Annotated in this window: 24 protein-coding genes; 8 read left to right on the top strand and 16 right to left on the bottom strand. The window is 71.5% G+C overall.

What is annotated here, in order from left to right:
- Positions 1-22: 22 nt before the first annotated feature.
- Positions 23-247 (bottom strand): 50S ribosomal protein L31, encoded by a 225-nt coding sequence (gene rpmE, locus AC2D8W_RS17230; protein WP_293457540.1) that lies wholly within the window; start codon positions 245-247, stop codon positions 23-25.
- A 146-nt stretch (positions 248-393) separates the two neighbouring features.
- Here rpmE and AC2D8W_RS17235 point away from each other — a divergent pair, with 146 nt between their 5' ends.
- Positions 394-2,238 carry an ABC transporter transmembrane domain-containing protein gene (locus AC2D8W_RS17235; protein ID WP_484672560.1) on the top strand — a complete coding sequence of 615 codons (1,845 nt, stop codon included), beginning with the start codon at positions 394-396 and terminating at the stop codon, positions 2,236-2,238.
- Positions 2,239-2,268: 30 nt separating this feature from the next.
- Here the strand turns inward: AC2D8W_RS17235 and AC2D8W_RS17240 are convergent, their stop codons facing one another.
- Positions 2,269-3,312, bottom strand: coding sequence for a glycerophosphodiester phosphodiesterase (locus AC2D8W_RS17240; RefSeq protein ID WP_484672561.1), 1,044 nt, complete (start codon positions 3,310-3,312; stop codon positions 2,269-2,271).
- Positions 3,313-3,592: 280 nt separating this feature from the next.
- On the bottom strand, positions 3,593-4,390 hold the full coding sequence (locus AC2D8W_RS17245; RefSeq protein WP_484672562.1) for an inositol monophosphatase family protein: 798 nt from the start codon (positions 4,388-4,390) through the stop codon (positions 3,593-3,595).
- A gap of 75 nt (positions 4,391-4,465) precedes the next feature.
- On the opposite strand from AC2D8W_RS17245, the gene AC2D8W_RS17250 reads away from it, so the two are divergent.
- Positions 4,466-4,879: a GFA family protein gene (locus AC2D8W_RS17250; protein ID WP_484672563.1), complete on the top strand. Its 414-nt coding sequence runs from the start codon at positions 4,466-4,468 to the stop codon at positions 4,877-4,879.
- Positions 4,880-5,076: 197 nt separating this feature from the next.
- Here the strand turns inward: AC2D8W_RS17250 and thiE are convergent, their stop codons facing one another.
- From thiE to gapR, 8 genes are all read right to left on the bottom strand, one after another.
- Positions 5,077-5,724 (bottom strand): thiamine phosphate synthase, encoded by a 648-nt coding sequence (gene thiE / locus AC2D8W_RS17255; RefSeq protein ID WP_484672564.1) that lies wholly within the window; start codon positions 5,722-5,724, stop codon positions 5,077-5,079.
- A 15-nt stretch (positions 5,725-5,739) separates the two neighbouring features.
- Entirely contained in the window at positions 5,740-5,886 is a 147-nt protein-coding gene (locus AC2D8W_RS17260; protein ID WP_293483257.1) for a DUF2474 domain-containing protein, read from the bottom strand.
- Entirely contained in the window at positions 5,870-6,910 is a 1,041-nt protein-coding gene (cydB, locus tag AC2D8W_RS17265) for a cytochrome d ubiquinol oxidase subunit II (protein WP_484672565.1), read from the bottom strand. The genes AC2D8W_RS17260 and cydB overlap by 17 nt, the downstream gene beginning before the upstream one ends.
- Complete coding sequence (locus AC2D8W_RS17270; protein ID WP_484672566.1) at positions 6,907-8,319, bottom strand: cytochrome ubiquinol oxidase subunit I; 1,413 nt, start codon at positions 8,317-8,319, stop codon at positions 6,907-6,909. Before AC2D8W_RS17270 ends, cydB begins: the two co-directional genes overlap by 4 nt.
- A gap of 147 nt (positions 8,320-8,466) precedes the next feature.
- Positions 8,467-10,155, bottom strand: a complete 1,689-nt coding sequence (locus AC2D8W_RS17275; RefSeq protein WP_484672567.1) for an amidohydrolase — start codon at positions 10,153-10,155, stop codon at positions 8,467-8,469.
- Positions 10,156-10,240: 85 nt separating this feature from the next.
- The gene (locus AC2D8W_RS17280; protein ID WP_484672568.1) at positions 10,241-11,041 is read right to left on the bottom strand and encodes a hypothetical protein; all 801 of its coding nucleotides are present in this window, start codon (positions 11,039-11,041) and stop codon (positions 10,241-10,243) included.
- 81 nt (positions 11,042-11,122) lie between these two features.
- Positions 11,123-11,446: a hypothetical protein gene (locus tag AC2D8W_RS17285; RefSeq protein WP_484672569.1), complete on the bottom strand. Its 324-nt coding sequence runs from the start codon at positions 11,444-11,446 to the stop codon at positions 11,123-11,125.
- Positions 11,443-11,712 carry a nucleoid-associated protein GapR gene (gene gapR / locus AC2D8W_RS17290; RefSeq protein ID WP_293480974.1) on the bottom strand — a complete coding sequence of 90 codons (270 nt, stop codon included), beginning with the start codon at positions 11,710-11,712 and terminating at the stop codon, positions 11,443-11,445. The genes AC2D8W_RS17285 and gapR overlap by 4 nt, the downstream gene beginning before the upstream one ends.
- A gap of 134 nt (positions 11,713-11,846) precedes the next feature.
- Here gapR and folE point away from each other — a divergent pair, with 134 nt between their 5' ends.
- Complete coding sequence (gene folE, locus AC2D8W_RS17295) at positions 11,847-12,431, top strand: GTP cyclohydrolase I FolE (protein WP_484672570.1); 585 nt, start codon at positions 11,847-11,849, stop codon at positions 12,429-12,431.
- Positions 12,432-12,494: 63 nt separating this feature from the next.
- Here folE and AC2D8W_RS17300 read toward each other — a convergent pair whose 3' ends face one another.
- From AC2D8W_RS17300 to ykgO, 3 genes are all read right to left on the bottom strand, one after another.
- Entirely contained in the window at positions 12,495-13,151 is a 657-nt protein-coding gene (locus tag AC2D8W_RS17300) for an Npun_F0296 family exosortase-dependent surface protein (protein ID WP_484672571.1), read from the bottom strand.
- 150 nt (positions 13,152-13,301) lie between these two features.
- On the bottom strand, positions 13,302-13,904 hold the full coding sequence (locus AC2D8W_RS17305) for an HAD family hydrolase (protein WP_484672572.1): 603 nt from the start codon (positions 13,902-13,904) through the stop codon (positions 13,302-13,304).
- A 17-nt stretch (positions 13,905-13,921) separates the two neighbouring features.
- Entirely contained in the window at positions 13,922-14,047 is a 126-nt protein-coding gene (gene ykgO, locus AC2D8W_RS17310) for a type B 50S ribosomal protein L36 (protein WP_111513452.1), read from the bottom strand.
- 142 nt (positions 14,048-14,189) lie between these two features.
- Here ykgO and AC2D8W_RS17315 point away from each other — a divergent pair, with 142 nt between their 5' ends.
- Complete coding sequence (locus AC2D8W_RS17315) at positions 14,190-15,482, top strand: lytic murein transglycosylase (protein ID WP_484672573.1); 1,293 nt, start codon at positions 14,190-14,192, stop codon at positions 15,480-15,482.
- Here the strand turns inward: AC2D8W_RS17315 and AC2D8W_RS17320 are convergent.
- Complete coding sequence (locus tag AC2D8W_RS17320; RefSeq protein WP_484672574.1) at positions 15,479-16,786, bottom strand: MFS transporter; 1,308 nt, start codon at positions 16,784-16,786, stop codon at positions 15,479-15,481. The genes AC2D8W_RS17315 and AC2D8W_RS17320 overlap by 4 nt on opposite strands.
- 106 nt (positions 16,787-16,892) lie before the next feature.
- Between AC2D8W_RS17320 and motA the strand changes: the two genes are divergently transcribed.
- From motA to AC2D8W_RS17340, 4 genes are all read left to right on the top strand, one after another.
- Entirely contained in the window at positions 16,893-17,762 is an 870-nt protein-coding gene (gene motA, locus AC2D8W_RS17325) for a flagellar motor stator protein MotA (protein WP_293480985.1), read from the top strand.
- 234 nt (positions 17,763-17,996) lie between these two features.
- Entirely contained in the window at positions 17,997-18,254 is a 258-nt protein-coding gene (locus AC2D8W_RS17330; RefSeq protein WP_484672575.1) for a hypothetical protein, read from the top strand.
- 72 nt (positions 18,255-18,326) lie between these two features.
- A complete protein-coding gene (gene mnmC2, locus AC2D8W_RS17335; RefSeq protein ID WP_484672576.1) occupies positions 18,327-20,102 on the top strand; it encodes a tRNA (5-methylaminomethyl-2-thiouridine)(34)-methyltransferase MnmC2 in 1,776 nt (591 codons plus the stop codon).
- Positions 20,103-20,157: 55 nt separating this feature from the next.
- Positions 20,158-20,565: a DUF6491 family protein gene (locus tag AC2D8W_RS17340; RefSeq protein ID WP_484672577.1), complete on the top strand. Its 408-nt coding sequence runs from the start codon at positions 20,158-20,160 to the stop codon at positions 20,563-20,565.
- A 69-nt stretch (positions 20,566-20,634) separates the two neighbouring features.
- Here the strand turns inward: AC2D8W_RS17340 and AC2D8W_RS17345 are convergent, their stop codons facing one another.
- Positions 20,635-23,805 carry a TonB-dependent receptor domain-containing protein gene (locus tag AC2D8W_RS17345; RefSeq protein WP_484672578.1) on the bottom strand — a complete coding sequence of 1,057 codons (3,171 nt, stop codon included), beginning with the start codon at positions 23,803-23,805 and terminating at the stop codon, positions 20,635-20,637.
- Positions 23,806-23,943: the final 138 nt, after the last annotated feature.

Raw genomic sequence — 23,943 nt, forward strand, 5'->3', positions numbered from 1 at the left:
GATGAGTCCGGCTTGCGCCGGCTCACTTGCGCGTGAAGGCGCCGAACTTCGCGTTGAAGCGCGACACGCGGCCGCCGCGGTCGAGCAGCTGGTGGCCGCCGCCCGTCCACGCCGGATGCGTCTTCGGGTCGATGTCCAGGTTCAGCGTGTCGCCTTCCTTCCCGTAGGTGGAACGCGTCTTGTAGGTGGTGCCGTCCGTCATCACCACGGTGATGAAGTGATAGTCGGGATGGATGTCTTGTTTCATCGAACGGGCGCCTGACGTATTGGGACCGCGCCCACGCTTGATGACCGGGAATGACACGGCCGCCGCGAGGGCAGGGAAAAACGAAGCCGCGCGTATAGAGAAGCGCGGGGCGAAAAGCAAGGTGCGCCGCTTGGAGTGCTTGGGGGATGAGTGAGCCGGGGCCGCAGCCTTCCGTCGAAGGAAGGCCCAGCGCCGGCCAGGCGCTGGCCCAGAGTCTCGCCGAATCCGCCGCCAAGCGCGGCCGGAGCCGCAACGTCCGCGCGCTGCGCCGCCTCGCGCCGTTCCTCGCCGCGCACTGGGGCCGGGCGGGCGCGGCGCTGTTCTTCCTGCTGCTGTCGTCCAGCGCGACCCTGGCCATCTCGTGGGCTGTCCGGCAGGTGGTCGACCACCTCACCGCAAGCGGCCTGGACGCCCGCACCGTGGACCAGCGATTCCTGCTGGTGGGCGCGGTGGCCGCCACGCTCGCCGTCGCCACCGCGATGCGCTTCTACTTCGTCACCAGCACGGGCGAGCGCGTCGTGGCCGACCTGCGCAAGGCCGTCTATCGCCACATCCTGACCCTGGACCCCTCGTTCTTCCTGGGCACGCGCACGGGCGAGGTGCTGTCGCGGCTCACCACGGACGTGGCGATCATCGAGAACCTGCTCGCCACCTCGGTCTCGGTGGCGCTGCGCAACTTCCTCATCCTGGTGGGAGCGCTCGTCTGGCTGGTGTTCGTCAGTCCGCACCTGACGGGGCTGGTGCTGCTCACCTTCCCGTTCGTGATCGCGCCGCTGTTCATCTTCGGCCGCCGCGTCCGCCGCCTGACCACCGACGCCCAGGACCGGTTCGCCGACGCCGTGGGCTCGGCCGGCGAGAGCCTGGACGCGCTCGAGACCGTGCAGGCCTTCGGGCGCGAGCGGGCGGCGGCCGACCGGTTCGGCGCCGCGGTCGAGAACGCCTTCAACGCCCAGATGCGGCGCATCACCACCCGGGCCATGATGACCGCCGCGGTGATCGTGTTGGTGTTCGGCGGGGTCGTGGGCGTCTTCTGGCTCGGCGTGCATGCGGGCCTGCGCGGCGAGATCAGCTGGGGCGCCCTCTTCCAGTTCGCCTTCCTGGCGGTGATGGCGGCCAGCTCGGTCGGCGCCCTGGGCGAGACCTGGGGCGAGGTGCAGAAGGCCGCCGGCGCCATGGACCGCATCGGCGAGCTGCTCGACGCCCGGCCCGGCGTGGCCCCGCCCGCGCGCCCCGTGGCCCTGCCGCAGCCGCCGCGCGGCGAGATCGCCTTCGAGGACGTCACCTTCGCCTACCCCGCCCGCCCGGACCTGCCCGCGCTCAGCGGGTTCAGCCTGCGCGTGGCGCCCGGCGAACGGGTGGCGCTGGTGGGCCCCTCCGGCTCGGGCAAGAGCACCGTGCTGCGCCTGCTGCTGCGCTTCTACGACCCTCAGGCGGGGCGCGTGCTGTTGGACGGGGTCGATCTGCGCGACGCCGACCCGCGCGAGGTCCGCGCCCGGATGGCCCTGGTGGCGCAGGACAGCCCGCTCTTCTCGGGCTCGGCCGCCGAGAACGTGCGCTTCGGGCGCGAGGGGGCCGGCGACGCCGACGTCCAGGCCGCCATCCGCGCGGCTCAGGCCGAGGGCTTCCTCCAGTCCCTGCCGGAAGGGCTCGACACCCAGGTGGGCGACCGCGCCCGCGCGCTCTCAGGCGGTCAGCGCCAGCGCCTCGCCATCGCCCGCGCTCTGGTGCGCGAGGCGCCGATCCTGCTGCTCGACGAGGCGACGAGCGCCCTCGACGCCGAGAACGAACACCTGGTCCAGCGCGCGCTGGACGAGGCCATGAAGGGCCACACCACCCTGGTGATCGCCCACCGCCTGGCCACCGTGCTCAAGGCCGACCGCATCGTCGTCATGGACGAGGGTCGCGTCGTCGAGGAAGGCACGCACAACGCCCTCGTCGCGAAGAACGGCCTCTACGCCCGTCTCGCGGCGCTTCAGTTCGAGGCGGCCTAGGCAGCTTCCGCGGCGGGCGACGGCGGGCGGTCAGGCCTGCGCGGCCTCGCCGCGCGCCAGGGCGGCGAGCAGCGGGAAGTCCGAGAACACGCCGTCGACGCCGGCGGCGTAGAGGGCCCTGAACAGAGCCTCGGCGTCGCCGTGGCCGGCCGGGTCGCGGCCCTGACGCAGGGCGGGCGGCAGGAAGGCGTTCTCGGCCCGCACCGTCCAGGGGTGGACCTGCAGCCCCGCCGCATGCGCGTCCGCCACCAGCGCCGTCGGCGCCCCGAGGCGGCCATCGACGATCGGGATGACCAACGGCCACTCCGGTCCCAGGCCCTCGGCGAAGGCGGCGATGGCCCTGACGCCGGCGGCGGACTTCACGTCGACCGGCGCGGCGCCCTGCGCCACCAGCATGACGCGACGGGCGCGCCCGCCGGACGCCCGGAAGGCCTTCAGCGGCTCGACCTCGAAGCACTGCACGAAGACCGGCGCCGCCGGGCTGTTCAGCCCGTTCCTGCGGAGCGCGGCCACGAGCCGCGCCTCCAGCGGCAGGCCGATGCTCGCGAAATAGGCCGGGTGCTTCATCTCGGGATAGGTCCCGATGACGCGGCCCACGCGGCGGCCCTCGGCCTTCGCGAGGTCCACCACCTCCTGGAAGGTCGGGATCGCGTACAGCCCGTCGAACTTCGCGCTGCCCGGCCGCAGCTGCGGCAGGCGCTCGCGGCAGCGCAGGGTCTTCAGCTCGGCGAGGGTGAAGTCCTCGGTGAACCAGCCGGTGACCGCCTCCCCGTCGATGGTCTTGGTGGTCTTGCGGCCCGCGAACTCCGGCCGGCCCGCCACGTCCGTGGTTCCCGAAATCTCGTTCTCGTGCCGCACGACGAGGTGGCCGTCCCGGGTGCAGACGAGGTCGGGCTCGATGAAGTCGGCGCCCTCGTCGACGGCCAGGGTGTAGGCCATCAGCGTGTGCTCGGGCCGCTCGCCGCTGGCGCCGCGGTGGGCGATGACGAGCGGGCGCTTCCCTTTCGTCTGGGCGAAGGCGGGCGTCGTGGCGGCGGCTAGGCCGGTGGCTGCGAGCGTGCGGCGGGTGATCATGCGGCGGAGCTTAGCCCCGTTTCGCGTCGCGCAGGCGACAGGAGTTTCTCGCCGCGGACGCGAAGGGCGAAGGCCGCAGTTCAGTCCTCCCCTGCAAGGTGAGGGGGACCATGCGCAGCATGGTGGAGGGGTCGCGAGCGCCGCAGGCGGCCCCCCTCCACCGCCTTCGGCGGTTCCCCTCCCCCTGCGGGGGAGGACCATCAGCCTGAACCCGAGGCGCCGGGGCTGTCCGGCGAACTGCGCCGGGGTCGGCTCTCGCGCGCCGCCCGGTCCGCCGGACCTACTTCGCCGCCGTCAGCCGTCCCAGCAGCAGCGGGTGGATGTCGAGGTTGCCTGCGACGATGGAGCCCTGCGTCAGGACCGCGTCACCGCCCTCGGCGTCGGTGACCTTGCCGCCCGCCTCGGCGACCAGCAGCATGCCCGCCGCCAGGTCCCACGGCTTCAGGTCGCGCTCCCAGTAGCCGTCGAAACGGCCCGCCGCGACCCAGGCCAGGTCCAAGGCCGCCGAGCCGAAGCGGCGGACGCCCGCGACCCGCTGGCTGATCTGGTGCAGCTCCTTCAGGAACCTCGCATGCTGGCCGTGGCCCAGGAACGGGATGCCGGTGGCCAGCACCGCCTCGTCCAGGCGCGAGCGGGCCGCCACGCGCAGCCGGTGCTCGTTGACGAAACAGCCCTTGCCCTTCTCGGCCCAGAACATCTCGTGGGTGATCGGATTGTAGGTCACCGCGGCCACGATGCCCGCGCCGTCGCGCTCGAGGGCGATGTTGATGGCGAAGTGCGGGATCGCGTGCAGGAAGTTCGTCGTCCCGTCGAGCGGATCGACGATCCAGCGGTGGGTCTTGTCGGTGCCCTCGACGAGACCGCGTTCCTCGCCCCAGAAGCCGTAGCCCGGCCGCGCCTTGGTGAGCGCCTCGAAGAGCACCTGTTCGGCCTTGAGGTCGGCGGCCGAGACGAAGTCGGCCGGCGCCTTCTTGGCCACCTGCAGCTCGCCCAGTTCGCCGAAGTCACGGTTCAGGCCGCGCGCGGCCTTGCGCGCAGCGTCGCTCATCACCTTCAGGAGGGCGGACTGGGTGCTCACGGTGTGAAAGATCTCGGCGGCGGATAGAGGGCGCGATACCTAGTCGCCAGGGCCGTGGAAGGCAAGGAGCGGACGATGACCACCCGGACGGCGCGGTGCTTCTGCGGCGACTACGCCGTCACGCTGGAGGGCGATCCCCTGCTGGTCTCCAGCTGCTGCTGCACGCGCTGCCAGCGCCGGACCGGCAGCTTCTTCGGCGTGACGGCCTACTTCCGGCCGAGCCAGATGGTGGCGCAGAGCGGCGAAGAGAGGACGTTCCGGCTCGACGACGCGACGACCCGCTTCCGCCAGTGCGCCCGCTGCGGGACCTCGGTCTGGTACGCGCCCGACGACGACGGCTGGGGCGAGGACATCCTGGGCGTCGCCGGCGGCTGCTTCGCCGACCCGACCCTGCCGGGGCCGCACCGCATGACCCACGCCGCCACCGGCCACCCGTTCGTCACGTCGCCCAAGGGCGTGCCGGTCTACGAGGACGGCCCGCCGGAATAGCCGACCGAGGCCAGCCACCCCGTCTCATGCGCGAGGCTCCGCAACGGTCCTCCCCCGCAGGGGGAGGGGGACCGCCGAAGGCGGTGAAGGGGGGCCAAGCTCGGCGCTCACCACCCCTCCACCATGCTGGCGCATGGTTCCCCTTCCCTGGCAGGGGAGGACCGGGCGGGTGGCAGCCCCGCCGGCCTGGCTCGGCCCTATCGCTCGGCGACGCCGGCGGCCATCTCGGCGTTGAAGGCCTTCACCGCCGCGGCGGGGCCGTCGGGGTGGTTCCAGACGCCGGCCGAGACGGCGACGAAATCCGCGCCCGCCTTCGCCAGGCCGCGCGCGGTCTCCACCGTGACGCCGCCGATGGCGACGCAGGGCGTCTCCATGGTCTCCTGCCAGATGGTCAGGATCTCGGGGTCGGCGCGGGTCTTGGGGTCCTTCGTCGTGGTCGGGAAGAACGCCCCGAACGCCACGTAGTCGGCCCCCGCCTCCGCGGCCTCCATGGCGAGGTGACGGCTGTCGTGGCAGGTCACCCCCACCATCCGGTCCGGTCCCATGATCCGGCGCGCCTCGCGGTAGGGCGTGTCCTCCTGCCCCACGTGGACGCCGTCGCACCCCAGGCGGGCGGCGAGGTCGGGGCGGTCGTTCAGGATCACCGCGACGCCGCGCGCCTGAGCGATGGGCGAGAGCGCGTCGACGGCCGCGGCGACGATCTCGTCGGGGACATCCTTGAGCCGGATCTGCAGCGCCGCCACGTCCCCGGCGTCCAGCGCCTGGGCCAGCACGTGGCCGAACGCGGCGAGGTCGTCCAGGCGAGGCGGGGTGATCAGGTAGAGGCGGCAGGTGGGCGGGGCCATCGCCCGCCTTGGAGCCTATCTCAGCAGGAGCCGCAAGCCGTAGGCGATGGCGGCCGTGGAGAACGCGCCCGCCAGCGACAGCCCGGCGAACCAGGCCAGCCGCTTCCAGAGCGGCGGGAGGGGCGCGCCCGGCTCGGGCGGAGGCTCAATGATAGCCGGCATCCGGCCCGACCTTGCCGCGGAACAGCCAATACACCCAGACGGTGTAGCCCAGGATGAACGGCAGGAGGATCGCCACGCCGCCGAGCACCAGCGCCAGGGCGTTGTCGGGCGACGCCGCGTCGCGGAAGGTCAGGTCGTAGGGCACGATGTTGGGGAAGAAGCTCACCGCCAGGCCCGCGTAGCCCGACAGGAAGACGATCCAGGCGCCCACGAAGGGCCCGGCGTGATGGCGCTGGGGCTTGCGCAGCGACCAGGCGACGCCGGCCAGGCCCGCCAGCCCGAGCAGCGGAATGGCCAGCAGCGGGGCGGCGCCGGCGTCCACCGTCCACGCGGCGTCGCGGACCTCCAGCCCCCACCGCGCCGCGATTCGGGGGTGCACGAGCAGGGTCGCGACGCTGACCACCGCCAGCAGCAGGGCGCTCGCGGCGCCCGTGATCCACGCCCAGCGGCGGGCCTGGCCATGCAGTTCGTCCGCCGTGCGCCACACCAGCCAGGTCGCCCCGAGCAGCGCATAGCCGGCCACCAGCCCCACGGCGACGAGCAGGCTGTAGGGCGTCGCCCAGTCGAAGGGCCCGCCGGCGAAGGCGCGGCCCTCCAGCCGCACCCCCTGGATGAACCCGCCGAGCACCAGCCCCTGGGCCAGGGTCGCCGTCAGCGACCCGCCGGCGAACGCCAGGGTCCAGAACCGCTTGCCCCGGGCCCGCGCCCGGTGCCGGAACTCGAAGGCGCAGCCCCGCAGGACCAGCGCCAGCAGCATCACCACGATGGGCAGGTAGAGCGCCGGCATCAGGGCCGCGTAGGCGAAGGGGAAGGCGGCGAAGAGCCCGCCCCCGCCCAGCACCAGCCACGTCTCGTTGCCGTCCCAGATGGGCGCGACGGTGTCCATCATCACGTCCCGGTCGGCGTCCGACGCCGCGAACGGGAAGAGGATGCCGATCCCCAGGTCGAAGCCGTCCAGCAGCACGTACATCAGGACGGCCAGGGCGATGACGCCCGCGGCGATCAGGGGCAGGTCCAGGCTCATCGGTCGGCCTCGTCCACGGGGGTCTCGGCCGCGTCGGGCGTGGCGCCCAGCGCATAGCCCGGCGGCCGGCCGCGCTGGGGCGGCGCCTCGGCGATCTCCTCGGGGCCCTGGGCGATCAGCCGCAGGATGTAGAGCACGCCCACGCCGAAGATCACGGCGTACACGGTCATGAAGCCGAGAAGCGAGGCCGAGACCTGGCCGGCCGTCACGGGCGAGACGGCGTCGGCGGTCCGCAGCACGCCGTAGATGACATAGGGCTGGCGGCCCACCTCGGCGACGATCCAGCCGCAGATGACCGCGACGAACCCCGCCGGGCCCATGGCCACCGCGGCCCGCAGGTACCACCGGCTGTGCTCGGGTCCGGCGGTCCGCCAGATCAGGTAGGCGCCCCAGAGGCCCAGGGCGATCATCGCCAGCCCCAGGCCCACCATCACCCGGAACGCCCAGAAGACGATGAACACCGGCGGGCGGTCCTCGGGCGCGAAGGCCTTCAGCCCCTTCACCTCGGCGTCGATGGCGCCGGCCGTGAGCAGGCTGCCGATGCGCGGGATCGACAGTTCGAAGCGGTTGCCCTCGATCGCCCGGTCGGGCCAGGCGGCGATGTGGAACGGCTGCTCCGAGCGGGTCTCCCAGAAGGCCTCGATGGCGGCGAGCTTGGCGGGCTGCACCCGGCCGACCTCACGCCCCGACAGGTCCCCGACCACGAGCTGAAGGGGCGCCACGACGGCGAACATGCCGATCGCCATGCGCAGCGCGATGCGCGACTCCGGCTCCGCGCCGCGCCGCAGCAGCCGCCACGCCGAGGCGGCGCCCACCACCAGCGCGGTGGTGAGATAGGCCGCCAGCACCATGTGCGCGAACCGCTCGGGGAAGGTCGGCGAGAAGATCACCTGCAGCCAGTCCACGGCCCGCAGCTCGCCGTTGGGGAGCTGGATGAACCCCGTCGGGTGCTGCATCCAGCTGTTGGCCGAGATGATCCAGAAGGCCGACATCAGCGTCCCGCCCGCCACCAGGATCGTCGAGGCGAGATGTAGGCCCGGCCCCACCTTCTTCCAGCCGAACAGCATGACCCCCAGGAACGACGCCTCGAGGAAGAAGGCCGTCAGCACCTCGAAGGCGAACAGTGGTCCGATCACCGGCGAGGCGACGGCCGAGAAGACGCTCCAGTTCGTGCCGAGCTGGTACGAAAGCACCACGCCCGAGACCACGCCCATCCCGAACGAGATCGCGAAGATCTTCACCCAGAAGAGGTAGAGCGTCTTGAAGGCCTCGCGCCGGGTGACGACCCAGATCGTCTCGAGCACGGCCAGGAAGCTCGCCAGCCCGATGGTGAAGCTCGGAAAGATGATGTGGAACGCGATGGTGAACGCGAACTGCAGGCGCGACAGGAGCAGCGCGTCGAGGTCCATGACCTCTCCCTTCCGCAGACCGCCCCGTCCTTACCACACCCCCTCGCCGCCGTATCCCTCCAGACGCCCGGAGCTCTTCCCGTGAGGATCTCGGACCTGGTTCTGGATCCGGCCTTCGCCGGGACGATCGGACGGCGCCGGACCCCCCTAGGCCTGGTGTGTCACCGTCCCGCCGGCGACGGTGCGGACGACCTGGATGTCCTTGATCTTCTCGGGCGCGATCGTCGTCAGGTCGTCGGCGAGCACCACGAAGTCGGCCAGCTTGCCGGCGGTGATCGAACCCTTGATGTGCTCCTCCCGCGCCGCGTACGCGCCGTTGTACGTGTTGATCCTGAGCGCTTCGGCCGGGGTGATCCGCTGGTTCGCGCCCCACGTTTCGCCGTTCCACCCGGTGCGCGTGACCATGCCCTGGATGCCCATCAGGGCCGCGAACGGACCGGGGTAGAAGTCCGACCCCGCCGCGACGTTGACGCCCGCGTCCAGGAAACTGCGGAAGGCCATGGCGTTCTCCATGAACGCCTGGCCGTAGAAGCCGAACTTGTCGGCGTTGTAGTAGGCATAGGTGGTGAAGCAGGACGGCGTCACGTCCAGCGCCTTGATCCGCCGCACGAGGTCCGGGTTCACCAGCGTGCAATGGGTGATCTTGAAGCGCGCCTCGGGCCTGGGGAACAGCTTCTGCGCCCGTTCGTAGGCCGTCATGACGCTGGCGATCGCGCGGTCGCCGTTGGCGTGGCAGTTCACGTCGATCCCGGCCCGGTGCACCCGCTCGACCCAGGCGTCCAGGGTCGGCTGGTCCTCGACCAGGTTGCCGTAGTACGGCGGCGAGCGGCCGGGGAACGGCTTGCTCCAGGCCAGCGTCCGTTCGGAGAACGAGCCGTCCACCAGGTGCTCGAAGGTGGCGCCCAGCCTGATCCAATCGTCGCCGAACCCGGTCTTCAGCCCCGCCCGGATCATCGCCTCCAGCGTGGGCCCGACCGGCTCGTAGCTGACCCGGTGGCGCAGATCCCCGCGGGCGCGCACGTCCTGCAGGGCGCCGAGGTCGCCGCCCTGGTGGTGGACCGTGGTCAGTCCATAGCGGGCGAACTGCTTCGAGATGTGCGCCAGGCCGTCGCGGGCCCGGCGCGCGGTCTCCTCGGGCGAGAAGGTCGGCCGCTTCCCGACGTTGTCGAAGACGTCCATGGCGGTGTCGGTGACCCGGCCGGTGAGCTCGCCCGCCGCGTCGCGATCGAAGGTGCCGCCGACGGGATTGGGGGTGGCCCTGGTCACCCCGGCCAGGGCGAAGGCGCGGCTGTTGTAGAAGGCCGTGTGGCCCCCGCGATGGTTCACCACCACGGGGTGGTCCTTCGACACCCGGTCAAGGTCGGCCAGGGTCAGCTGGCGCTTGCCCTTCAGCTTGGTGTCGTCGTGGAAGTGGCCCGAGACCCAGGTGTCCGGCGGGAGCGTCCGGGCCTTGGCGGCCAGCTTGTCCACGATCGAGTCGATCGTGACGAACTCCACCTCGAATGGATTGCCGACCAGCACCTCGTAGAGCAGCACGTCGCCCACCGGGTGGTTGTGGGTGTCGATGAAGCCCGGGACGACGGTCATCCGCCGGGCGTCGTAGACCTGGGTGCGCCGGCCGATCAGGCTGCGGACGTCATCGCTCGCGCCCACGGCGACGAAGCGCCCGTCCTTCACGGCAAAGGCCTCGGCCCGGGGCTGCTTCGGGTCCACCGTGAGGACATTCGCGTTGACGACGACGAGGTCGGGTTCGTCCGGCGATATCGCCGCCCACGCCGCGCCCGACCAGGCCGCCCCGGCGCCGCCCAGGAACATCCGCCGGCCTGTCTTCGCCATGGTCCCCTCCCCGTGCCCGGCGCAGAGTTGCGCGTCGGGCCGGACATGTCACGGCTCCAGCGTCGGCGGCCACGCTTCTTGGGCGCTAGCGCCCGGCCTCGCCGCTTCTCAGGTCCGCATAGCGGGCGGGCGCGCCGGCCTCGTCCGCCTCCATAAGCGCCGGCAGCTGGGCGAGCGTGGAGATCGCCTCGGTGCGGGTTTCGGGGCCGGCCGCGGGGTTGTCGGCCGCCGCGGAGAGCCAGGCGTAGGCCTCGCCGAAGTCGCGCGCGACCGCATAGCCCAGGAGGTAGCTCCGCCCGAGCTCGAGCTGGGCGTCCGCCGCGCCGGCGCCGGCGGCCGCATGCAGCCGGCGCAGGTCCTCGCGCGCCTCGGCCAGGCGCCGCGGGCCCGCGGCGGGCATCGTGATGGTGATCGAGCGCCGGCGGCCGTCTTCCGCCTTGGGCGCAGGGGCGGACGCGACCTGGAAGCCGCCGCCCGGAGTCGGCCCGAAGCCGTAGGGTTCGAGGTGCAGATGCGGTCCCTGCGTGCCGTGCGCGCCCTTGGGCTGGTATCGCGCGAACGGAGCGCCCGCGCGGCGCAGGCGGTCGGCGGCCTCGAACGGACTCATGCCGTTGACGACCAGGTCGTAGGCGCCCGGCGCGCCGGGACGGCCCAGCGAATGGCGCGAGAGACCGCCGGGGCGCACCGTCATCGCGCCCTGGGCGCGCAGCTGGTTCTCCCGCTCGGGCGTCCGGTAGCCGCCCGTCATGCGCCAACCGCCACGGCCGAACACTTGGTCCATCACCGCGGCGAAGTGCGCTTCCGTGAAGGCCTGCGCCGAGGCCGGCGTCGCGGCCAGGACCGCGAGAGCCGCCGCCAGGGCGGGTATGGATCGGGGCGCGCGCACGGCCCGGATTAGGCCTTCCCGCGGCCAAGACATCGTGAAGAGGGATGGTGAATCCGTGCGCGCTCCGCGGCGCCCGCGCCGCTAGCCCTCCCGGCCCTTTCGGCGGAAGGGCCGTCGCTGGAGCGGCTTCTTCTCGCCCTTGGCCTTGGCGGCGATCTCCCTGAGCTTCACCGTCTGGAGCGCGCTGAGCGCCTCGCCGGGGGCGCCCTTCTCGGGATCGCCGAAGGCGCGGCCGTAGGTCTTCACGCGGTCGGAGACCTCGCTGAGGAACTCGCCCTCCCAGTCGGAGAGCTTCACGCCGGCCTTCTCGGCCGTGCGCCGGGCGCGCTTCAGGGCGTTCAGCGCCGCCCGCTTGGCGGCGGCCTTGCGCGCCTCGAAGGGCGAGACCGGCGGCTTCTTCCTCAAATCTCTCCGATGGCGGACAGGTAGAGGTCGAGGATCGCCTCCTCCTCCTGGCGCTTGGCGCGGTCCTGCTTGCGGATGCGGATCACCTTGCGCAGGACCTTGACGTCGAAGCCGTTGCCCTTGGCCTCGGCGAAGACCTCCTTGATCTGCTCGGCGATCTCGGCCTTCTCCTGCTCGAGGCGCTCGACGCGCTCGATGATGCTCTTGAGCTGCCCCTGCGCGGTCGCGTTGAGGACGTCGGAATGTGCGGAAGCGTCGTCGGCCATGGCCCATGCCTCTAGGCGAGAAGGGCTGTGGACGGAAGCGGGCGGGCGCGAGTTATCCCCGCTTTCCAGGTGAGCTTGCGCGTGAACCTTCGCTGCAGACCGGCCGTTCTGGGGAGACCCGCCCTGGAGACGACATGCCGAACCGCCCCCGCCCCAGCGAAGACGACGCGCTGGCCGCCGTCCGCACGCTCATCGAATGGGCCGGGGACGACCCCGACCGGGAAGGCCTGCTGGACACGCCGCGGCGCGTGGTGAAGGCCTACCGCGAGCTCTTCGCCGGCTACGAGGCCGATCCGCGCGAGTACCTGGAACGGACCTTCGAGGAGGTGGCCGGCTACGACGAGCTGGTGATCCTGAAGGACATCCGCGTGGTCAGCTTCTGCGAGCACCACATGCTGCCCTTCCTGGGCAAGGCGCACGTGGGCTACCTGCCGAACGACCGCGTCGTGGGGATCTCCAAGCTGGCCCGCGTGGTCCACGGCTTCGCGCGGCGCCTGCAGATCCAGGAGAAGCTGACCGCCGAGATCGCCGAGGCGATCCAGGACATCCTGAAGCCCAAGGGCGTCGGCGTGGTGATCGTCTCGGAGCACAGCTGCATGACGATGCGCGGGGTGAACACGCCCGGCTCGCGCCTGACCACCTCGTCCCTGCTGGGCGCCGTGCGCGACGATCCCAGGACGCGGCAGGAGTTCTTCGACCTCGTCCGCGGCGACGCCTGAGCACGAAAAGACCCCCCGCCGGGGAGACGGGGGGCCCAGTCTGGCTCGCGCTAGTGGAGAGTTCTAGGCGAGAGAGATGGCGGCGCGGCGGCGGCGGATCATTACGCCCGCGCCCATGAAGCCGGCGATCATGAGGGCCCAGACGCCCGGCTCGGGCACGGCGGTGAAGCTGCCGGCGGCCGTGTCGACCTCGAACGAATTGCCCGAAGACGACAGGATCACCTTGTTCACCTTGTAGCCGCCGAAGTCGAAGTTGACGCGCTTGCCCCAGGCCCACGACTGGTTGGTGTCGCCCTGGAACATGTTCGTGCCGTTCAGGACCTCGTGGTAGCCGTTGATCCCGAAGAACTCGATCCGGTTGTACGTGTCGGGCGAGCCCATGAAGAGGCTGAAGCTGCTCATCAGGCGCAGCGAGTCGAAGGTGGCGCTCTTGCCGCCGGCGATCGTCAGGTAGTGGGTGTTGTCGTTGGGCAGCGTGCCCGAATAGCCGCTGCAGCCTTCGCAGACGCCGACGGTGGCGCCGTTCAGGCTGAGGGTGACGCCGTCGACGAAGGTCTCGGTCGGGTTGTTGGCGTCGTCGAAGGTGGCGATCAGTTCCTGGTTCACCGGGATGGCGAAGGGCTGGCCCTGGTTCGACAGGGTGACCGTCACCGCGGCGGCGGCCGGGCTCGCGGCGGCCGCGACGGCGGTGGCGGCGAGGAGGGCGCGGAAGGTCGTCATTTCGTCTGGTCCGTTCTGGATTGGCACGGGGCTGCGTGTTCTGAAGCCGGTTCAGCACAAGCCATGCCACGAACGCCGTTACGTCGGAGTGAATCGTCCGGATGCAGGCCGGCGGGTGCTAACGGAGGGCGGGCGCCACCCCTGAAGGCTCTACAGCAGCCCGCGCGACGCGAGCGCCGGGCGCAGGGCGGCCGGGTCGGTGAAATGATGGGTGTCGAAGCCGAGCTCTGCGGCGGCGGCGATGTTGCGCGCGCTGTCGTCCACGAACAGGAAGTCGGCCGGCCCGAGGCCGAAGCGCTCGCAGCAGAGGCGGTAGATCGCCGGATCCGGCTTCATCACCCCCTCGAGGCCCGAGGCCACGTAGCCGTCGAGCCGGGCGAACGCCGGGCTCATGGCCAGGGTCGAATGCAGGGTCTCGTGACTGATGTTGGAGAGGCCGTACTGCGGCACGCCGCGCGCGTGGAGGGCGTGGATGGCCGCCTCGGTCTCGGCGATGGCGCCCGAGAACATCTCGTCCCAGCGCTCATGCCAGGCGCGGATGTGGGGCTCGTGGTGGGGATGCTTCTCGACGAGGGCCGCGACGTTGTCGGCGAAGGTCACGCCGCAGTCGGTCGGCGCGTGCCAGGCGAGCGTGCAGACGTCGGCGAGGAACCGATCGCACTCGGCCGGGTCGGAGAAGATCTTCGAATACAGCGTGCGCGGATTCCAGCGCACGATGACGTTGCCGAAGTCCCAGAGGACGGCCTTCGGCACGGACGCCGCCGCGGGGCTCAGCCCTGCTTGGCTTTGAAGCGCGGGTCGGTCTTGTTGATGATGTAGACCCGGCCCTTGCGGCGTACGAGCTTGCAGTCGCGGTGACGCGTCTTGAGCGACTTGAGCGAGCTTCTGACCTTCATGGACCCAAATCTCAGCAGGCCGGGAGCCCGGCCGGTGGCGAACAGAGCGCGCGCATATACGGGGAGGCCCCGATCAAGTCAACCGGCGCTCCTGACGGCGAATTGATTGGGAGCCGCCCCGACGCACCCTAGATTCAGGCGGATGCGTCGCCCCATCGCCGTCGTTCTCGTCCTCCTCGCCGGGTGCGCCAGCCCGCCCCGGCCCGAGCCCCAGGCTCCGATGGCGCGCGCGGCGCACGACGCCGCGGTCCCGGTCCAGCAATCCTCCGTCGCGCCGCCCACCGCCTCGGGCGACATGATCTTCGACGCCTGGGCCTCCGAATTCCAGGGCCGCGCCCTGCAGGCCGGGATCGATCCCGCCGTGCTGGCGCGCGAGATGCGGGGCCTGACGCCCGATCCGCGCGTGGCCTCGCTCGACACCCGCCAGCCCGAGTTCTCCAAGCCGCTGAGCGAGTACATCAAGGGGGTCGTGACCGCAGACCGGCAGGCCATCGGCCTGCGCCACCGCGCCTCGCTGCCCGCCTGGGACGCCATCGAGCAGCGCTACGGCGTCCCCCGGGACATCCTGCTGGGCGTCTGGGCCCTGGAGAGCGGCTTCGGCTCGATCCAGGGGAGCTACGACACCCTGCGCTCGCTGGCGACACTGGCCGCCCAGGGCCGGCGTCGCGCCTGGGCCGAGGGCGAGATGATCGCGGTGCTGAAGATCATCCAGTCCGGCGAGCATCCGCGCGAGCGGCTGCGCGGGTCGTGGGCCGGCGCGATGGGCCAGACCCAGTTCATCCCCACCACCTTCCTGGCCACCGCCGTCGACCAGGACGGCGACGGACGCCGCGACATCTGGGGCTCCAGCGCCGACAGCCTCGGATCCGCCGCCAACCTGCTCGCCAAGGCCGGCTGGGTGCGGGGGCAGAGCTGGGCGCGGGAGGTCGTCGCGCCGCCCGGCTTCGACTTCAGCGTCACCGAGGGCCCTCGCCTGACCCCGGCCGAGTGGGCGGCCCAGGGCGTGCGCCGCGCCGACGGGCAGCCCTGGTCGGCGGCGGACGCCGACGCGCAGGCCCAGCTGGTCGCGCCGGCCGGCGCGGCGGGCCCGCTCTTCCTGCTGTTCCCCAACCACTTCGCGCTGCGCCAGTACAACAACAGCGTCGCCTATGCCCTGGGCGTGGGCCTGCTGGCCGACCGGTTCTCCGGGGCGCCGCCGCTCGTGCGCCCCTGGCCCGCCGAGACGCCCCTGCCGCTGATCGACCGGATGACCGCGCAGCGGGCCCTGAACGCGCTCGGCTTCGACGCCGGGCAGGCGGACGGCGTGGTCGGCATGGGCACCCGCAAGGCGCTGCGGACCTGGCAGAAGGCGCGCGGCCTGACCGCCGACGGCTATCTCTCGCCCGAGATGGTGCGCCGGCTCCGTAGCGAGGCGGACGCGGCCGGGGCGGTCTAGAGGGAGCCGCCCTCGTCGCTCTTCTCCAGGGTCGCCATCGTGGCCGCCTCGCGCGGGACGGGCTTGGGGTCGGCGTTCTTCAGGGCGGTGTTCCGGAAGGCGTAGACCAGGAGCGCGACCAGCAGCAGGGTGTTCAGCACGAAGGGCAGCGGGCCGTAGTGCTGGTAGAGGAACACGAACGCCGGGGCGAGGATCACATTGATGCCGTTGACGGCGGCGATGGCGCCCGCCACCCGGGCCTGCTCGTCGATCCCGACCGCGATGGACGAGCCGGCGGTGAAGCCCGGCCGCGCGAGGCCGAAGCCCAGGCTGGAGATGGCGTAGCCCGCCACCACGCCGTAGTAGCCGGGCGACAGCGCCACGATCAGGTTGCCGAGGGCCGCCACGCCCACGCCCCAGCGCAGCAGCTGGCGCGGCGTCATCTCGAACATCCGGATCAGGCCCCACTGGGCCAGCAGCCCGGCCACGGCGCCGAACATCATGGCGATCGCGATGAAGTACTGGGCCTGCGCGGGGCTCATCTCGAGCTTGTCGAGGATCAGGAAGCCGAGCGTCTGGGCCTGCGCCGTCTGGCACGTCGCGGCGATGAAGCCGTAGATCAGGAACGGCGTGATCCGGGGGTCGCGCCACATGGGCGTCTCCTTGGGCGCGCCGGCGACCACGGGCCGCTTGGGCCGCTGGGCCTCGGGCGGCGGCCGGCTGTCCGGGAGCCAGCGCCAGACCACGAACAGCATGGCGAGCGCGATCAGGGCGAAGGTGTAGAGCGGTCCCGCCAGCCCGATGACCGGGTAGATGAAGAGCGGCGCCAGGAAGGGGCCGATGACCGTGCCGAGGCCGAAGGCGCCCGCGAGGCTGGCCATGGCCTGGGTGCGGTTCTCCACCGGCGTCCGTTCCGCCACATAGGCCTGGGTGGCCGGGTTCGAGGCGGCGCCGAACAGGCCGAACAGCGCCCGCGCCAGCAGGAACATGGCGAAGATGATCATCGGGGGCGCCAGGTGCATCAGGCCCGCGCTGACCACGCCGCCGCAGAGCAGCATCGAGACCGAGAAGCCGGCGAGCCCCAGCAGCATGAGCGGCTTGCGCCCATGGCGGTCGGACGCGCGGGCCCAATAGGGCGACGACGCCGCCCAGAGCAACGCCGAGAGCGAGAAGACGCCCGACATCAGGAAGTCGGGGATCCCGGTGGAGCGGCCGATCGCCGGCAGCACCGAGATCAGCCCCACATTGCCCATGGCCGTCGCCGCCGAGACGGCGAAGATGATCGCGAACGACCGGCGGGGCAGACTGGAGGTCGGGCTGGCCATCGCGTTCCGCTTAAGCGGTCGCGGTCGCGCCGCAACCCCTAAACGCGACCCGATCACGAGGCATTAAGCATTAACCGGCATCGTCCCCGCACTTCCGGGGGTCTCGATGTTCCAGATTATCGGTCTCGTGCTGCTCTTTGGCATGGTGTTCGGCAGCTACATCATGGCTGGCGGCAACATGGGCGTGATCCTGCACGCCCTGCCTCACGAGATGATGGCGATCGGCGGCTCCGCGGTCGCGGCGTTCCTGATCTCGAACTCCCTGCCCGTGATCAAGGGCGTCGGCGGCGGCTTCGGCAAGGTGTTCGGCGGCCCCAAGTGGAAGGCCTCGGACTACCGCGACCTGCTCTCGCTGCTCTTCCTGCTCACCAAGACGATGAAGTCCAAGGGCGTCATCGCGCTGGAGAGCCACATCGAGAACCCGCACGAGTCCTCGATCTTCACGCGCTTCCCGAAGATCGGGAAGGACCACTTCGCCATCGACTTCATCTGCGACACGCTGCGGATGATGACCATGAACCTGGAGGATCCCCACCAGGTCGAAGACGCGATGGAGAAGCAGCTCGAGAAGCACCACCACGAGGCGCTGGCGCCCAGCCACGCCCTGCAGAACATGGCCGACGCCCTGCCCGCGCTGGGCATCGTCGCCGCCGTGCTCGGGGTCATCAAGACCATGGGCGCGATTACCGAGCCGCCCGAGGTGCTGGGCGGCATGATCGGCGGCGCCCTCGTCGGCACCTTCCTCGGCGTGTTCCTGGCCTACGGCATGGTCGGCCCTATGGCCGCGCGCATGAAGGACGTGGTCGAGGAAGAGAGCGCCTTCTACAAGATCATCCAGGCCGTCCTGGTGGCCCACCTGCACGGCAACGCCGCGCAGATCTCGGTCGAGATCGGTCGCGGCAACGTGCCCTCGGGCGCCCAGCCCAGCTTCCTCGAGCTGGAAGAGACCCTGTCGAACATCCCGACCGAGGCCTGACGCGCGCAGGCCGCGCGGGGCTTTCGTGCAGTCTCGGTGCAGTTGCGGCCGGCTCTCCGTCAACACTCCCTTCACCTATGGTGGCGCTCGCGCCACAGGCGAAGATTGTCATCACGAACCCGTGACTTAGCGCTTGCTATCACAGGCCTGTGAGCGGTAGTTCTACCGCCGCGTCGGGGGCGGCTTGCAGCTGCACCGTCGCGCCGACACACCGTCTAGAGGACTGGGATTCCCATGAAGAACGTTCTGATCACCGTGGCCGCTGCCGCCGCCGCGCTGTCGCTCGCCGCCTGCCAGAAGAAGGAAGAGGCCCCGGCTGAAGCTCCGGCCGCCGACGCCGCCGCGACCGCTCCGGCCGCCCCGGCCGCCGACGCCGCTGCCGCCGCCGCGACCGACGCCGCTGCCGCTCCGGCCGCCGACGCCGCCGCTGCTCCGGCCGCCGACGCTGCTGCTCCGGCCGCTCCGGCTGCCGCCGAGCCCGAGAAGAAGTAAGCTTCTCGACGCAATTCGCGTTACGGAAGGGCCGCCCCTGGGGCGGCCCTTCTTCGTTTCGGACCTGCCTGAATGCCCGCCGATAGCCCGGTCGACTGGACCGACGACGGCCTCCCCCGGTCCCGCGCCTTCGGCGACGTCTATTTCTCGGCCGAGGACGGCCTCGCCGAGAGCCGCGCGGTGTTCCTGCAGGGCTGCGGCCTTCCCGAGGCCTGGGCCGGGCGGCAGCGGTTCGTGGTGGGCGAGTTGGGCTTCGGCAGCGGGCTGAACATCGCGGCCCTGCTGCAGCTCTGGCGCGAAGCCCGCCCGGCCGCGGGCCAGCTCCACATCTTCTCCGTCGAAGCCCATCCCCTCTCCGCGGACGACGCCGCGCGCGCCCTCGCCCGCTGGCCTGAACTGGCGCCCGTGGCCGAGCGGCTGGTCGCGTCCTGGCCCGGCCGCGCCCGGGGCCGCCATCGGGTGGAGCTGCCCGAGGTCTCGGCCATCCTCGATCTGGCCGTCATGGACGTTCGCGCCGCCCTGGACGGCTGGGAGGGACGCGCCGACGCGTGGTTCCTCGACGGCTTCGCCCCCGCCGCGAACCCGCAGATGTGGACCGACGAGGTCCTGGCCCTTGTGGCCGCCCGCTCGCAGCCGGGCGCCCGGGCGGCGACCTTCACGGTGGCGGGCCAGGTGCGCCGCGGGCTCACGGCGGCCGGGTTCGAGGTGGCCAAGCGCCCGGGCTTCGGCCGCAAGCGCGAGCGGCTGGAGGCGCGGCTGTCCGGCGGGCCCTCCGAAGCGGCGGCGCCGCCGCGCGTCGCCGTGGTTGGCGCGGGGATCGCGGGCGCGGCCGCCGCGCGGGCGCTTCGCGCCCTGGGCGTCGCCCCCACGGTGCTGGAAGCCGACCGGCCGGGCGCCGGCGGGTCGGGCAATCCCGCCGCCCTGGTGACGCCCCGCCTCGACGCGGGGCTCGGCGACGCCGCCCAGCTCTTTGCCCAGGCCTTCGCGCGCGCCGTCCAGCTCTACAAGGCGCTGCCCGACGCGGTGATCTCCCGCGGGGTCCTGCAGCTGGCCGCCGCCCCGCGCGACGCCGACCGCTTCGCCCGGATCGCGGCGTCGGACATCTTCGAGCCGGGCGCGCTATCGCCTCTGGACGGCGCGGGCGCGTCGGCGCGCCTGTGCGAGGCCGTGGGAGACGCGCTCGACCAGGCGGCCGCCCTGGTTGTCGAGCCCGCGCGCGTGCTGGCCGCCTGGCTGGGCGAGGTCGCCACCGCTCGGGTCGCCGGCCTTGAACGGCGGGACGGGCGGTGGCGTCTGCTCGACGCCGCCGGTTCCGAGATCGCCGCCGCCGACGTGGTCGTCCTCGCGGCGGCGTTGGGGTCGCGCGAGCTGAGCCCGCAGGCGCCGCTGCAGCCTGTCCGGGGCCAGGCCAGCATCGCGGAGGGCGAGCCGCCCGTGCCTGCGGCGGCCTGGGGCGGCTATGTGGTCCCCACGCGCGCCGGCGTGCTGTTCGGCGCCACACACGATCGCGACGACGAGGGGGCCGACCTGCGGGCCGGCGACCATGAGCGCAACCTGGCGACGCTGGCGAAGGCCCTGCCCGGCCTCGCGGGCCGTTTCGCCGAGCGGCCGCTGGCGGGCCGCGCGTCGGTCCGCGCCGTAACCCCCGACCGCCTGCCGCTCGCCGGCGCGCTGGACGACGGGCTGTTCGCCCTCACCGGCTTCGGCTCGCGCGGCTTCTCGCTCGCGCCCCTGCTGGCGGAGCATGTGGCGGCGCTCGCGGCGGGCGCGCCGTCTCCGATCGGTCGGTCGGCGGCCGAACTCGTCGATCCCGGCCGTTTCGCCCGGCGCGCGGCGCGGCGTTCCTAAGCGCCGCCGGCTCGACTATATGTCGGGCGTCGGGGGACGGCCCGAGGATCCGACCATGACGCCAAGACACGCCCTCTCCCTGGCCGCCGCGCTGGCGGCCCTCGCGACCGCCGCGACCGCAGCCGCCGCGACGCCAGCCGACACGGGCGCCGCCGCGGGCGCGCGCAAGCAGTGCTTCTGGACGCGCCAGATCAACAACTTCGCCAGCGTGGACGACCGCATCGTCAACGTCCGGGTGGGCGTGAAGGACGTCTACCAGTTCGAGATGTTCGGCCGGTGCAGCGAGGTGGATTGGGCGCAGAACATCGCCGTCCGCTCGCGGGGCTCGTCGTACATCTGCTCGGGCCTCGACGCCGAGATCATCACGCCCAGCACCCTCGGAGCCCACCGCTGCCCGGTCAGGACCGTCCGCAAGCTGACCGCGGAGGAGGTGAAGGCGCTGCCCAAGGGCGCCCGGCCCTAGATCAGGGCCCTGAACGGAAAGGGCGCCGGATCGCTCCGGCGCCCTCCGTGAGGTCTGGCGGGTCGCGCTCTAGAAGCGCTTACGGAAGCCCACCTCGAAGACCCGGCCCAGCGGATTGCCCTGGGTCAGGTCGTAGTTGTACGGCGAGGGCACGAAGGGCGGGTCCTCGTCGAAGACGTTCTGGACGCTCGCCGTCAGGGTGACGTCCCACGGCGCTTCCCAGCGCACGACCAGGTCGTGCTGCCAGTAGTCGTCCGACTTGCCCACCGGCTTCAGCGTCCGGCCCGCGCACGACGTCGAGGCGCAGGTGGCCGCCGGCGTGGTGGCCGAGGCGTCCGGCACGGTGATGAAGAAGGGCGAGCCGAAGGCGGGCGAGGTGCCCTCGGAGTAGCGGGTCTGCCAGCGCACCGACAGGCCGTCCTTCACATAGGCCAGGAACCCGTTCGCCTTCAGCTCGGGGTACGAGAAGAAGTCGTTCAGGATGTCGCTGAGGCCGGCGCGATCCTCGGCGGGGGCGATGTTGATGGTGCTCGAGTCCTTCAGCGGCACGGCGCCGCGCTTGTACTTGATCAGGTAGGTCGCCTCGACGCCCACGGCCCAGTTGGCGTCGAACCAGCCGTCCCAGTCGTACTGGGCCCGGAACTCCAGGCCCGAGGTCTTGGTGTTGGGACCGTTGATGATGAAGCTCTTGAGCCGCGCCACATTGGCGGCGCCGCAGACGCCGGCGAAGGTGAAGCGCGCCTGCAGGTCGGCGAAGGCCGCCTGGCCGCAGTTCACGTTGCTGTTGTTCGGGAACATCGTGGCGTAGAGGCGCGAGCCGCTTTCCTCGATGATCTCGTCCTTGAACTTGAAGTTGAAGTAGTCGAGCGTCGCCTGGAAGCCGCCGAACTCGACGATTGCCCCGATGTTGTAGGTGTCGGCCTTCTCGGGCTTCAGGTCGGGGTTGCCGCAGGACTGGAAGGCGCGATAGGCGCTGCCCAGCACGCGGACCCCGTTGTTGCAGTTGTTGCCCGTCAGGCCCGGCCCGGGCGCGCGGAACGTGGTGCTGGCGCTGCCGCGCAGGGCCAGGAAGTCGGTCGCCTGCCACTTCACCGCGACCTTGGGGTTGGTCGTGGAGCCGATGCCGCCCTGGTAGTCCTCATGGCGGATCGCGAAGTTGACGTTCAGCGCGTCGGTGATCGGCACCTGGAGCTCGCCGAAGACCGCCTTGACGTTCGCGTCGTCGTCACGGTCGACGTTCGAACCGAAGAACTGCAGCGGGCCGGTGGCGTCGGCGCAGGAAGGCCGATCCGGGCAGGGGTTCTCGGCGGCGTTGAAGAACGGGCCGTACTTCCGGATCTCGCGGCTGTAGCGGTACTGCGCGCCCAGCGCCCACGCGACGGCGCCGCCGCCCAGGTCCAGGCCCGTCTCGCCGGAGAAGACGGCGTCGACGACCAGGATCTGGTTGGTGAGCACGTTGGTGTAGGTCCCGAACAGCCCGCCCACCACGTCGCGGTCGTTGGCCACCGACGAGTTGAAGAATGGGTTCGGCTGCCCGTTGACCAGGCTGGTCTGGACCCCGTTGGTGAAGGGGTTGAAGAAGAAGCAGCCCAGGGCCGCGTTGCCCGCGCCGGTCGTGAAGTTGGCGGTCTCGGCGGCGGTGCACTGGTCGGCCGCGCCGGCCTTGCTGCCGAAGCCGCGGAGCGCCAGCTGGAGGTTGCGCACCAGGATGTCCCGCGTCGTCGCCGTGTTCTTCTGCTCCATGTACGTCACCGCGGTGTCGTACTTGATCCCCGCCCACAGGTTGCCCTTGAACCCGCCGGAGATGCGGAAGCCCTCGTTGACGATGGACTGGTGGTCCGCGCCGTCCTTGTAGGTGGGGTTGCCGCCGAACGAGAGCGCCCGCCAGCCCAGCTGGACGATATCGACGCCCCGGGCCCCGCCCGGCGCGCCCGGCTGGGCGCCGGTGGTGCTGAAGGCGCCGGCCCGGATGGCCGCGCACTCGGCGGCGGTCAGCGGCGCCCGGCAGTCGTTGATCAGCGCCAGGAAGCCCGGGTTGTTCACCGGCACGTTGAACGGCACCGAGAGGTTCGCCCCCGTCGCCGCGCTTGGCGAGAAGGACGTGCCGCCATCGGCCACGCGCGAGGGATACTGCGCCGTCAGGTTGGACGGCGAGATCCGCTGCACGGGCGTGTCGTTCTTCGTCCAGGCGATCTCGCCGTGGAACGACAGGTTCTCGGAGAAGTCGAAGTTGACCTCGCCGTAGAGCTGGTAGTGGTCCTCGCGGTTCACGAGATCATTGAAGTTGGAGAACTGGAAGCGGCAGCCGGTCCCCGTGCCCGAGGTCGCCGGGTTCAACGCGCCCGTCGGCACCGCGAAGGACACGGTGGCGCCCTGGTTGGGCTGACCGGCGAGCGGGTTCTGGAACGTGACGTTCCGGGTCAGCGTCCCGCCCAGTTCCTCGCAGCCGTTGTCGCGGAAGGCGGTGGCGCCGGCCACGTAGAAGCCGGGGTTGGACGCGCCGGTGAAGCCCGCAGCGCCCGAAGAGCCCGCGAAGTCGAACGGCTTCAGCGCGAAGTCGCGGTCATGGATGTCGAGGCGCGAGCGGTGGCGGTAGCCGGCCGTCAGCAGGACGTTGCCGTTGTCGAACTTCTTCCCCCAGGCGGCGTTGGCGTTGTAGTCGCCGTTGGTGTCGTTGATCAGGGCGTACTCGCCGTCGATCTCCAGCCCGTCCAGGTCCTTTCGGGTGATGAAGTTCACCACGCCGCCGATGGCGTCCGAGCCGTAGGTCGCGGCCGCGCCGTCCTTCAGGATCTCGATGCGGCCGACCGCGGCCGTCGGGATGAAGTTCAGGTTCGCGCCGCCGCCCTGGAAGGCCGCCGCGGGGCTGTCCGCAAGCCGCCGGCCGTTCATCAGGGTCAGCGTGCGCGCCGCGCCGAAGCCCCGCAGGTTGATGGTCGCGGTGCCCGCGCCGCCGTTGTAGCGGTTGGATTCCCCCAGCGACGACTGCGAGGCGGTGATCGTCTTCACCAGCTGCACGATGGTGGGCGAGCCCTGCTTCTCCAGGTCCTCGGTCGAGAGGACGTCGACCGGCAGGGCCGAGTCCTCCGGCGTGCCGGCGATGAATGAGCCGGTGACGACCACCTCCTCGACTTCCGAGGGCGCGGTCGCGGCGGTCTGAGCCGCGGCGGTGTTGAAAAGTCCGAATGAAATGGCGACGGCCAGCATCGAGCCGCCGCAGAAATAACCACGCTTGAGCATAATGTTTCCTCCCCCGCGGACGGCGCCCATCTGATGTGTGGCGTTCCGGCCTTCGGTAGAGGGATGATTGGCGACAATTCGGGAAACCGCCAGCGAATTCCGCAGGGGAAACGTACCGAAATTAGGAAGCCGCCATCC

It is taken from the genome of Phenylobacterium sp. T106 (assembly GCF_057219735.1).